Origin of the sequence: Sporosarcina sp. E16_8 (assembly GCF_017347095.1) — a bacterium.
In the GTDB taxonomy this organism is placed as follows: domain Bacteria; phylum Bacillota; class Bacilli; order Bacillales_A; family Planococcaceae; genus Sporosarcina.
Genome location: NZ_JADPRZ010000029.1, coordinates 1 through 12118 on the forward strand (window position 1 = coordinate 1; position 12118 = coordinate 12118).

The following is a 12118-nucleotide window of genomic DNA, read 5'->3' on the forward strand; positions in this document are numbered from 1 at the left end:
GTAAAATACGAAAGTAGATCCAGCGAAGGCGCCTTACAGCGGTAGCCGAAGCCATAAGACTGGCAGTGGTTTTCTGCCTGGCTTATGGCGGGAGGCATCCGCAAGCGCCGAAGTGGTTTCAATGGAAACTTTCAGTCACAACTTTGATAGAGGACTTTTTCAGCGGCCTCCAGTCGAATGAGTGGTGTTTGTTTTTGGGTGATTTATTCTATAGGACCAATGATAACCAATAAATATGCTGAACTAGAACGACACTGTAAAGTAGAATTGCGGATCCGATTAATAGTTTTAGATACCTTTTTGGTTCAATCTTTGTCAGTAAATAGAGTAAAACACAGGGCAAACTGATTTTAAGCGTGTAAAATCCCCAAATGCTTGTGTCGTAGATGAACGCCATTAATGGATTCGCTTCAGTGATATACTGGTTTTGGATGCCGAAATCGGTGAAGAATGAATCCGCAACGGTTAAAAGTAAAAGAAGAATCCCAGCGATAGTTAGTATTTTGCAAGCAGTAAATGTAACTCTTAGTTCTTGAATAGTAACGCCTCCCCTGTTGAGAATGGTTAAAGTTCTACATAGAGTTTGGGATAACTTGTGGGTATTCATACTAGGATAATTAGAGTGCGAACAATGCGGTTAATGATTTTCTTTTGTATACTATATAAATCGAGCGAAGGCATCCCTTAGCATTGTAGTGAATTCAATGGAATTATTTATGCAATTATATTTACTGCTTTTCAACAGGATTTGTGGAGTTAGAAAGAAGGTGTTCGTTTGATCCGAACGATGGGACTCACAGAAGAGAACAAATTAATGTATGATTTCCCGCTAGAAGACATACATACTCGTCAATTCAAATGGTACTGGGTGGATTTTGAACAGCCAGATGAAGAAGAGTCTTCTTTGTTGCATTCATTTTTTCAATTTCATCCTCTTACTATTGAAGATTGTTTGAACCGTCTTCAACGACCGAAATTGGATTATTATGATGACTATGCGTTCTTTGTATTGCATGCCATAAATCATGAAACGATAAAAGCTGAAGAGATAAATCTGTATCTCGGAAAAAACTATGTCATAACTTTTCATTACACGACGGTTCAGGGGCTAGAAAATGCGAGGGAAAAGATTATTCAGAATCCAGGGAAATGGAAGAAGGGACATGTTTTCGTTGCGCATCAGATCATGGATAAAGTCGTCGATGATTATTTCCCGGTACTTTATAAAATAGAAGATCATCTGGATGATATTGAAGACATGCTTTCGCCGTCAACGGTTCATTTATCAATGGACTCTGTATTTGAAGTCCGTAGCAATTTATTGCGATTAAGGCGAACAATCTTGCCGATGCATGAACTTCTACATAGGGTAATAAACTCGGAACGGATAAAGTTATCCGCGAATGAACAAGCTTATTTTAGTGATATCTATGATAATTTGCTGCGACTTGGAGATATTCTTGAATCGAATCGGGAGCTAACAACCGATATTAGGGACAGCCAATTATCGATTAACTCGAATCAGATGAACCGTATTATGATGATACTGACGATTGTATCGTCCGTATTCATTCCCCTGACATTTATAGCGGGTGTGTACGGGATGAATTTCGAGTTCATGCCGGAACTTACTTGGCGATATGGATACATCATCGTATTAATTGTTATGCTTGTAATAGGGACATCTATGTTGGCATTGTTTAAATATAAAGGTTGGTTGGGTATGTTTAAATCTTGAATGGTAGCCGTTTGTATGAATAGATTTATCGAAAGGCGTCAGCATCTACATAGCTGGCGCCTTTTTAATGTTGTTCTTCCTAGCTTTATAAAACTATATATGTTGAACAAATAAATACTACATAGACTAAGCGAAGGCGCCTTAAAAGGGGTAGCCAACCGAACAACGAAGAGTTCGGTTTGTATAATTTCTGCGTTCTTCGCAGAAATTATACAGTTAATGCCAAGAGTTTATCCCATATAGGTTAAAGGATATCTCATCTGGCTTAGGGCGGAAGGCATCCCCGAGCGCCGTAGCGAATTTAACGGAATCCTCTAATTCAAAATATATCTACTTGATTAATGAACTAGCAAGCATTAACATATTGATTAGTTGATATATTCTGAACATACCGACCGGTTAGTACACATATTATTCATAGAATGAAAGGATGGAGATAGATCATGAATTTTTCATACTCGGAAAAGACAATTGAATTGCAACAGAAGTTGACGGCATTTATGGAGGAATTTGTTTATCCAAATGAAAAGACTTTTGACGAACAGTTAAATGCACAAGAAAATCGCTGGGCACAAAATCCGCCAATTATGGAAGAGTTGAAAGCGAAGGCACGCGAGAAAGGCCTATGGAACTTGTTTCTTCCTGACAGTGAACTGGGTGCAGGCCTTACCAATATAGAATATGCACCACTATGCGAAATTATGGGCCGTTCTCTAATTGGACCAGAAATATTTAACTGCAACGCGCCTGATACAGGGAATATGGAAGTACTTGTGCGATATGGAACGGAAGCGCAGAAAAAACAATGGCTCGAACCGCTTTTAGATGGCGAAATTCGTTCATGTTTTGCGATGACTGAACCGGATGTCGCTTCAAGTGACGCAACAAACATTGAGTCAAGCATTAGTAGGGACGGGGACGCGTATATAGTAAATGGGCATAAATGGTGGACATCCGGAGCGGGAGATCCACGTTGTAAAGTGGCTATTTTCATGGGCAAGAACGATCCTAATGCTGCGCAATACGAGCAACAGTCGATGATTTTAGTGCCACTTGATACACCCGGAGTCAAGATTGAGAGAATGCTTTCCGTATTTGGCTATGATCATGCGCCACACGGACATGCGGAAATCACATTTGACAATGTTCGTGTGCCAGTGGAAAACATGTTGTGGGCTGAAGGGAAAGGATTCGCGATCGCTCAAGGACGCCTAGGACCTGGGCGAATTCATCACTGCATGCGGTTAATTGGTGCTGCTGAACGTGCGCTTGAAGAAATGTGTATTCGTGTCCAACAACGTTCTGCATTCGGGAAATCAATTGCGGAACAAGGCGTCGTTCGGGAATGGATTGCAGAATCGCGCATTGATATCGAACAGGCACGCCTTTTGACGTTAAAAGCAGCTTTTATGATGGATACGGTAGGCAATAAAGAAGCGAGAGCAGAAATCGCGATGATTAAAGTGACAGCACCGAATATGGCACTGCGTGTAATCGACCGCGCTATTCAGGCATTCGGTGGAGCGGGTGTAAGCGGAGACTATACATTGGCGGCACAGTGGGCGAATTCAAGAACGCTACGTCTCGCTGATGGACCCGATGAAGTACATCGCAATCAAATCGCACGACTGGAACTAAAAAAATATGCAGCTCACGGAAAGGGGAACTAATTATGACCGTACTTGACCTTTTTAAACTAACAGGGAAAACAGCAATCGTTACAGGCGGAGGCAGAGGACTTGGTGCGCAAATTGCAAGAGGGTTTGCGGAAGCAGGTGCAAACGTTGTGCTTTGTTCGCGCAATGTTGAAGCCTGTAGTGAAATGAGTAAAGAACTGGAAGCGCTAGGTGTTCGTTCGATGGGGCTTGAGTGTGATGTGACGAAACAGCAAGATGTAAAACGGGTAGTTGAAGAGACGATGGAGGTTTTTGGCACGATAGACATACTCGTCAATAATAGCGGGGCAACATGGGGTGCGACTGTTGTTGACATGCCGTATGAAGCGTGGAAAAAAGTAATGGACGTAAACGTTAATGGCACATTTTTGATGAGTCAAGAAGTTGGAAAAGTCATGATTGAACAAGGAAGCGGGAAAATCATTAATATAGCATCCGTTGCTGGATTGGGCGGGACGCATCCGAGCTTTATGGATACCATCGGCTACAACACTAGTAAAGGGGCAGTCATTACATTTACGAAAGATCTCGCGGCGAAATGGGGGCAGCACAACATTAACGTCAATGCGATTGCACCCGGATTTTTCCCAACCAAAATGTCGAAAGCCACAATTGAGCAAGGGCATGAGTATATCTTGAATTCCACACCGTTAAACCGCTTAGGATCTGAAGAAGATTTAAAGGGCGTCGCATTATTCTTGGCTTCGAAAGCATCTGACTATGTGACAGGCGATATCCTGCTTGTCGACGGTGGAATGAGTACGTTATGAAAGAGGAACTCACAAGACAAAGCATTCAACTTTTTGAGCGTAAAGGCTTTAGCTCCACATCTGTTCAGGACATTGTAGATTCGCTCAGTGTGACGAAAGGGACATTCTATTATTATTTTACAAGTAAAGAAACGCTTCTTATGGACATCCATCTTCGCTATATCGATGATTTATTAGCCAGACAAAAGAAGGTTTTAGACAGCGATGACAGCTGCCGAAATCAGCTTACGGAAATTGTTGGGTTGCTGATTAACGATATTCGGACACAAGGTTCAAGTGTGCGTGTCTACTTTAGGGAAATGCGTCATTTATCAGAGGAAAACAGTAGTGTCATAAAAAATAAACGAAGAATGTTCCATCTCACTATTGAGAAAATTATTAAGGAGGGGATCGAAAAGAAGGAGTTTCGAGAAAATCTAGATCCTAAAATGACTACTTTTGCGATTCTGGGAGTTACAAACTGGAGTTATGAATGGTTCGACCCGACAGGTAATGTATCGTCAAAAGAACTTGCGATTATGTATATGAATTTCATCTTACACGGAATTGAATTGAAGGGGGAATGAATGATGAGTTCGAATGAAATTAAGCATATTCTTGTTGTTGGAGCGGGACAAATGGGGCATCAGATCGCTATGCTGTGCGCGCTTGGAGGATACAGAACTTCATTGCAGGATGTAAATGTTGAAGCGCTGAAGGATGCAGAAAAGCGCTTGAAAAAGCGTATGGATAAATGGGTTGCAAGTGGGAAGTTAACTGCTGCTAGCAAGGAAGTTGCTTTTGAAAATCTCACGTTCACGGATAGTCTAGATGAAGCCGCGAAAGATGCAGATTTTGTAATCGAAGCGATTGTAGAAAAACTAGTTAGTAAACAGGAATTGTTTAGGGAATTGGACCGTCTTACACCGAAACATGCTATTTTAGCTACTAACAGTTCGACTATTGTCAACTCGTTGCTTGCAGAAGTAACAGAACGTCCTGATAAGGTTTGTAACGCACATTTCTTCTTCCCGCCACTCGTAATGGAGTGTGTGGAAATCGTCATGAGCGAAGAAACGTCTGAAGAAACAGCACAAACTGCGTTGACTGTTTGTAAACAAATCGGCAAGGAGGGGATCATCCTTCGAAAGGAAATTTCCGGCTTTGTCGCAAACCGTATATTAGGCGCTATTCATAAAGAAGCAATTGCCCTTTATGAAAATGGAATTGCTGATTTTAAAGATATAGATTTAATCGTGAAAAAATCGCTTGGGCATCCATTGGGACCGTTTGAACTTATTGATTTATCCGGCGCGGATGTTGTCAATTTTGTCATGCAACAGCAATTCGCGGAATCGGGAAATCAGGCAGGCAAGCCAGCTGCATGTATTGTGCAAAAAGTAGAGGCAGGTCATTTAGGACGTAAAACGGGACAAGGATTCTATTCCTATTAATCGTGGCTATTAGGGGTGAATTATATCCAAGAGAATAGGGAGTGATTAATGTGGCAAAAACAACCAACGATACCATACCTGTCCGAAAGGGAGAAGGAATGGACGCAGAAGTCCTCATGCGATTTCTTCGGGAGAATTGTGCCGATTTACCAGAAGGTGAACTTGGAATTCGGCAGTTTGGAACGGGCCATTCTAATTTAACCTATGAACTCGAAATTGGAACTTGGCAAGCTGTACTTCGACGTCCACCACTTGGTCCAGTTGCTGCGAAAGCACATGATATGGAACGAGAATTCAGTGTATTATCTGCACTTCATCCTGTTTATCCAACGGCACCGAAACCACTTGTCTTTTGTGATGATCTAACTATCTTAGGTAGCCCATTTTTCGTTATGGAAAGACGGCATGGAATTGTTCTTGATACAGTCTTTCCGATTGGTACGAATTCTACTGAAGAATTAGGAAGAAAAGTATCTGAAATTATGGTCGATAAACTTGTGGAGTTACACGCAATTGATTACAAAAAAACTGCACTTGTTGAGATGGTCAAGCCGGATGGGTTCTTGGAAAGACAAGTTCATGGCTGGATTGGACGCTATGAAAAGGCGAAGACATCTGCTATTGAGGAGGTTGCAGCACTAACTTCATGGTTGCAGAAAAATCTTCCTGCATCAGCTGAACCAACAATTATTCATTATGATTATAAAGTAAATAATGCGCTATTTTCACCTGATTATTCTGAGATGGCAGGATTGTTTGACTGGGAAATGACGACTGTTGGAGACCCTCTTGCAGATGTCGGGGCGGCACTAAGTTACTGGATGCAGGCAGATGATCCGGATCAGCTACTGCATGGACTTGGTAAACCACCGATTACGATTCAAAAAGGATTTTTTACACGTGAAGAATTTATTGCGCGTTACGCGGAGAAAAGTGGACGGGATATGACGAACATTAATTATTATAGTACCTTTGCGTATTTTAAGCTCGCTGTCATTTGTCAGCAAATCTATTACCGCTATAAAAATGGACAAACGACAGATGTACGCTTCGCCCATATGGATAAATTCGTAGAGATACTAATCAGGCAAGCGATGATTGGAACGACAAAATGATGACTGTAACTAGACCAAAGCTTCATGTCATTCTTCAAAAAGAAGCTATTGTGCCGGAGTTGATTGATAAAGATAAAGTGGCAGTTGTGTTTGATGTTTTACTTGCGACAACGACAATCGCCACGCTGCTTCATCACGGAGCAAAGGAAGTTATCCCTGTAATGAACGGGGAGGAAGCCTTGAGAGTAGCGGGGAGTTTTGAAAAAACGACGGTGATTATTGCCGGAGAATCTGAGGGATTAACCATTGAAGGTTTTGTTGATCCGCTACCCTCTAAACTTAAACAAGTTGCTAAGGGAAAAACCATCATCCTTTCGACGACGAATGGCACCGTCGCTATTCGTCATGTCGCGAACGCCAAAAAGGTATTCGCCGCCTCCCTTATAAATGGGCAAGCAGTTGCACAAAAAGTAGCAATAGAACATGTGGATGATTCAGTCATTTTAATCTGCGCCGGAACCATGAAGCAGTTTTCCCTAGAGGACTTTTACGGGGCAGGCTATTTCATTGATGAATTACTCCAACAAAATGAGTCGTGGGATCTGACGGATTCTGCGAAAGCAGCCTTGTATTTTTATAGGGGGAATAAAGAAAATTCCGTTTCGATACTCAAAACATCTTTAACAGGTCAGATGCTTATGCAAGCGCATTTAGAGGAAGATATACTTTATTCCGCTAGTAGAGGAATGATTGAGGTTGTACCTGAATTTGACAACGGGAATATGATTGTGAAAGGGGATAAAGCGATTGACTACTGATCAACTAACCTATCGGGGTACTTCATTTTTACACAGCGCGTCACAACCAGAAGCTATTTTTACCCCAGAAGATTTTACAGAAGAACACCATATGATTGCTGATACGGCTAAGAAGTTCATTGAAAAAGAAGTGCGGCCTCACAATGAACAAATTGAGGGAGGGGACTTTACACTTGTTAGGTCACTTCTTAGAAAAGCAGGAGAATTGGGTTTGCTTGCCCATAGTATCCCCGAGAAATACGGTGGGCTTGGCCTCGATAAAGTCACGAAAGGGCTTGTAGGAGAAATTATAGGTGCTGCAGGCGGTTATAGCGTTGCGCATTCCAATCACACATGTATCGCAACGCTACCGATTACTTATTTCGGATCGCAGGGGCAAAAAGAAAGGTATTTGCCAAAGCTTGCATCTGGTGAATTTATTGGAGCTTATTGCCTAACTGAACCTTCTGCCGGGTCGGATGCTCTAGCTGCATCGACTACAGCACTACTGAATGAAGAGGGAACGCATTATTTATTGAATGGCACGAAGATGTTTATTACAAATGCTTCATTTTCCGATACATTCATTGTCTATGCAAAAGTAGATGGAGCAAAGTTCACGGCATTCATCGTTGAAAAAGACTTTCCAGGCTTAACCCTCGGACCAGAAGAACAGAAGATGGGCATCAAAGGGTCGTCCACGACAGCCGTGTTTTTCGACAACTGTGAAGTGCCTGTCGGAAACTTATTAGGTGAAATCGGAAAAGGACATCATATCGCATTGAACGTACTGAATCTAGGCCGCTTCAATCTCGGTTCTGCCTGTACAGGAGCAGCAAAATTCAGCTTCAAATTAGCTATTGATTATACGAATGAACGTCAACAATTTGGCAAGACGGTTGCTTCATTTACAGCTACCGAAGAAAAAGTCGCTGATATGGCCATCCGAATTTATGCAGCAGAGTCCCTTCAATACCGGACTGCTTCCTATCTTGAAGGTGCACTAGGTGAATTGGACGAGTCAGATGACACGAAGCTTATTGCAGACAGAATGAGGGAGTATGCTGTAGAAACCGCTATCTGCAAAGTATATGGTTCTGAAACCTTGGATTACGTTGCTGATGAATCACTTCAACTTCATGGCGGTTATGGCTTTATAAAAGAGTACAAGGTAGAGCAAATGTATCGTGATTCGCGCATTAACCGCATTTTCGAAGGCACAAATGAAATCAACAGATTGCTCATACCAATGGCTCTTTTGCAACAAGTGGGGAAAGGAATGGTCCCACTCCAAAAGCTAGTTGGGCAAGCAATTGTGGAACTGAAGCAATCAACAACATTACCGGGTGACATTCTGGCTCGTGAAAAAGAGGCAATCCGTGCAATACGCAATGTGTTTTTGTTGTCCATAGGCTTTGCTTATGAAGCTTTTGCATCCCGTATTGTTGATGAACAAGAAACGTTACTGAAACTGGCAGACATAGCAATTGCCCTATATGCAGCTGAATCTGCTGTACTGCGAACTGAGAAATCAATTGTGAAAAAGGGTGAAGGGAAATCTGTCCTTAAAATTCAACTGACAGAAGCCTTGATTGACGATACGCTTTTCGAAGTTGAAATGATTACTCGTAAATTGATAGTGGGCATCACAACAGGAGAGAAGCGCAAGACAGCAGTTGCTGATGTGACAAATCGATTGAGTGACCTGGCGCGTGAAGGAACGATCCAAACGAAGAGGGCTATTGCGAAAGCCATTAATGAATCAGGGCAGTATATATCTTAAAGGGGGATTTTGAAGATGAAAGCAATTCGATTTGAAGCGTATGGAGGTCCGGGCGTGTTGGAGCTAGTAGATATCGTTACACCAACAGTCGGTGATCAAGAAGTGTTAGTTGAAGTGAAGGCAATTGGTGTGAATTATGCGGATATTGCACGTCGTGAAGGGAAATACGTTGTACCGACTCCGCTGCCGTTCATGCCTGGAGCTGAAGTTGCGGGCATTATTACCGAAGTAGGAAAAGACGTTAAACGTTATAAACCTGGTATGCGCGTCGTGTCATTAATCGAATCGGCGGGTTATGCGGAGTATGTCAATCTTCATGAGATGGCACTCGCACCTATTCCTGACGGTGTTGATTTTGTAGATGCTGTCGCGCTACCTTTGCAAGGACAAACGGCTTACCATATTTTAAAGACAATGGGACGGCTTGAAAAAGGAGAAACTGTTCTCGTTCATGCAGCAGCAGGCGGGGTCGGTGCAATTACAGTCCAACTTGCAAAAATCTTCGGTGCAGGCAAGATTATTGCTACTGCAAGCAGTGATGAAAAATTGGCGCATGCAAAAGAAATGGGTGCCGATCATGTTGTAAATTACACAGAGGAAGGTTGGGAATTAAAGGTCCGCGAACTTACCGGCGGTAAAGGGGCGGATCTAGCACTTGAAATGGTCGGTGGCGATATTTTCCGAAAGACGCTGAAATGCCTGGCCCCATTTGGTCGTGTGGTTGTTTTTGGTGCAGCAAGCGGTGAATCTTCACCATTACTTGCTGGAGAATTAATGCGCCGCAATCAATCTGTCATTGGATTTTTCTTGCCACAAATCATGAATAATTATGACATGTACCAAGCTAGTTTTAAGGAACTACTCGGGTATATTGAAAGCGGTGATTTAACATTGACGATTGGTGGCACGTACAGACTGGAAGAGGCGGCAGATGTACATCGACTGATGCAGGGGAGAAAAACGATGGGGAAACTAGTTTTGGTGCCTTGATCATTCGGTAGTTGAGTTAAAGATTCCCTTCAAATCCGCTTCGGCGCTAGAGGATGCCTCCCGCCCTAAGCCTAACCGCTGCGCTATCTGTCTTAGGGCTTCGGCTACCTCTGGTAGGCGCCTTCGCTTATTTTTCATATGTATTCATATGTTCAATATATATAGGTAGTTGGAGTCTATTAAAAGGAATAGGATGGTGAAGAATTTGAATGATGTTTTACAAAAGAGCTGGCCAAGTGGTGTTTCTAGAGAGTTAACGTATCGCTGTGGTGAAATTCCATTACATGAATATGTTAAACGTAATGCGGAAGATTCCCCAAATCAAGTAGCCTATCAATTTTACGGTAATGAACTTACCTGGAAAGAACTAAATGGAGCTATTGATCGCTTGGCCCAATTTTTTAAGACAGAAGGAATTGTAAAAGGAGATCGAATGGGTCTGTATTTGCAAAACTGTCCCCAGTATTTAATTGGTCATTATGCCATTCAGCGAATTGGTGCCATTGTTGTTCCTTTAAATCCTATGTACAAAGAAGCCGAACTTGTTTATTTAATAAGTGAAAGTGGAGTGAAAGCTGTAATTGCAGGTCAGGAGCTATATGGACATATTGAAAAAGTCGCCAATGAAACGCCAACACTGGAGTTTATAATAACGACCAACTACATTGACTATCTACCTGAGAAACCTTCGCTATTGTTTCCGAATGAATATAACCTACCGAAAATTCGTCATGAAAATACAATAGATTTTCTCGAAGTTTTGAATACGATGGAACCATTAAAAGAATATCCATCGATTAATATATGGGAAGATGTTGCATTATTGGCGTTTACTTCAGGTACATCTGGGAGACCAAAAGCCGCAATGCTGACGCATGGCAATGCATTATTTAAAACTGCTGCAAATGTTGATACAAATCAACTAAAAGCGACTGATATCATGTTGACAGTTGCGCCGCTCTGCCATATTGCGGGCATGCTTATGGGAGTAAATATTCCCGTGTATAGCGGTTGTAAAACGGTATTACTTACAAGATTTGATCCGCAAATCACAATTGCTGCGATCGAAAAATATCGAGTGACAACTTGGTATAGTATAGCAGCCATGAACGCCGCTATTTTAAGCTTACCGACTATCGGAAATAGTGATATATCATCACTCAGGAAAAATATGGCGACTAGTTTTGGAATTGCTGTAACTGAATCATTGGCAGCCAGATGGAAAGAAGTTACGGATGGCTGCCTTATGTTTGAAGCCTCCTATGGGTTGAGCGAAACACATACAGGAGATACATTCATGCCGCAAGAAAAAATCAAATTCGGCAGTTGTGGCATACCAACTTATGAAACTGAGTTAAGAATTATAGATCCACTAACAGGAGATGACTTATCGATAGGGCATGAAGGAGAAATTATATTGAAGAACCCGGGTGTTTTCAAAGGGTACTTAAATCATCCGGAGGCAACAGCGGAAACGTTGCGGGATGGTTGGGTTTACACGGGGGATATCGGGAAAATAGATGAAGATGGCTATTTGTATTATCTCGGACGTGTAAAGGAAATGATTAAGTGTTCGGGGTATAGTGTTTTTCCAGAAGATGTAGAAGCATTGCTTAGCCGTCACCCCGCTATCTTACAAAGTGTAGTGATCGGTGTACCTGACGAAAAAAGAGGAGAAAGCGTGAAAGCTTTCGTTGTCTTAAAACCAGATTTCAAAAACAATATACAGGAATCGAAAATGATTGAATGGGCAAAAGAAAATATGGCTGCTTATAAATATCCAAGAGAAATAGAGTTTATAGACGTACTGCCTACAACAAGTTCAGGGAAAGTCTTAAGAAGACTGCTAAAAGATAACAAGGATTGAAAGGAGTCA

The 12118-nt window shown here is 42.0% G+C and carries 11 protein-coding genes; 10 read left to right on the top strand and 1 reads right to left on the bottom strand.

Features of this window, described 5'->3' with window-relative positions:
• Positions 1-208: 208 nt before the first annotated feature.
• Positions 209-607, bottom strand: coding sequence for a DUF5658 family protein (locus I2484_RS22025; protein WP_481886412.1), 399 nt, complete (start codon positions 605-607; stop codon positions 209-211).
• 168 nt (positions 608-775) lie between these two features.
• Here I2484_RS22025 and corA point away from each other — a divergent pair, with 168 nt between their 5' ends.
• The 10 genes from corA (at position 776) to I2484_RS14670 (ending at position 12109) form a co-directional block, all read left to right on the top strand.
• Complete coding sequence (gene corA, locus I2484_RS14625) at positions 776-1738, top strand: magnesium/cobalt transporter CorA (RefSeq protein ID WP_207151782.1); 963 nt, start codon at positions 776-778, stop codon at positions 1736-1738.
• Between the two features lie 443 nt (positions 1739-2181).
• Positions 2182-3408 carry an acyl-CoA dehydrogenase gene (locus I2484_RS14630; protein WP_207151783.1) on the top strand — a complete coding sequence of 409 codons (1227 nt, stop codon included), beginning with the start codon at positions 2182-2184 and terminating at the stop codon, positions 3406-3408.
• A gap of 2 nt (positions 3409-3410) precedes the next feature.
• Entirely contained in the window at positions 3411-4184 is a 774-nt protein-coding gene (locus I2484_RS14635; protein WP_207151784.1) for an SDR family oxidoreductase, read from the top strand.
• A complete protein-coding gene (locus I2484_RS14640) occupies positions 4181-4750 on the top strand; it encodes a TetR/AcrR family transcriptional regulator (protein ID WP_207151785.1) in 570 nt (189 codons plus the stop codon). Before I2484_RS14635 ends, I2484_RS14640 begins: the two co-directional genes overlap by 4 nt.
• Positions 4751-4753: 3 nt before the next feature.
• Complete coding sequence (locus I2484_RS14645) at positions 4754-5617, top strand: 3-hydroxyacyl-CoA dehydrogenase family protein (RefSeq protein ID WP_207151786.1); 864 nt, start codon at positions 4754-4756, stop codon at positions 5615-5617.
• A 98-nt stretch (positions 5618-5715) separates the two neighbouring features.
• Positions 5716-6732 carry a phosphotransferase family protein gene (locus I2484_RS14650; protein ID WP_207151811.1) on the top strand — a complete coding sequence of 339 codons (1017 nt, stop codon included), beginning with the start codon at positions 5716-5718 and terminating at the stop codon, positions 6730-6732.
• Positions 6729-7490 carry a 2-phosphosulfolactate phosphatase gene (locus tag I2484_RS14655; RefSeq protein WP_207151787.1) on the top strand — a complete coding sequence of 254 codons (762 nt, stop codon included), beginning with the start codon at positions 6729-6731 and terminating at the stop codon, positions 7488-7490. Before I2484_RS14650 ends, I2484_RS14655 begins: the two co-directional genes overlap by 4 nt.
• Entirely contained in the window at positions 7480-9252 is a 1773-nt protein-coding gene (locus tag I2484_RS14660) for an acyl-CoA dehydrogenase family protein (RefSeq protein ID WP_255551459.1), read from the top strand. Before I2484_RS14655 ends, I2484_RS14660 begins: the two co-directional genes overlap by 11 nt.
• A 15-nt stretch (positions 9253-9267) precedes the next feature.
• Positions 9268-10242 (top strand): quinone oxidoreductase family protein, encoded by a 975-nt coding sequence (locus I2484_RS14665; protein ID WP_207151788.1) that lies wholly within the window; start codon positions 9268-9270, stop codon positions 10240-10242.
• A 196-nt stretch (positions 10243-10438) separates the two neighbouring features.
• Positions 10439-12109 (top strand): AMP-binding protein, encoded by a 1671-nt coding sequence (locus I2484_RS14670; RefSeq protein ID WP_346014198.1) that lies wholly within the window; start codon positions 10439-10441, stop codon positions 12107-12109.
• The last annotated feature ends 9 nt before the right edge of the window (positions 12110-12118 follow it).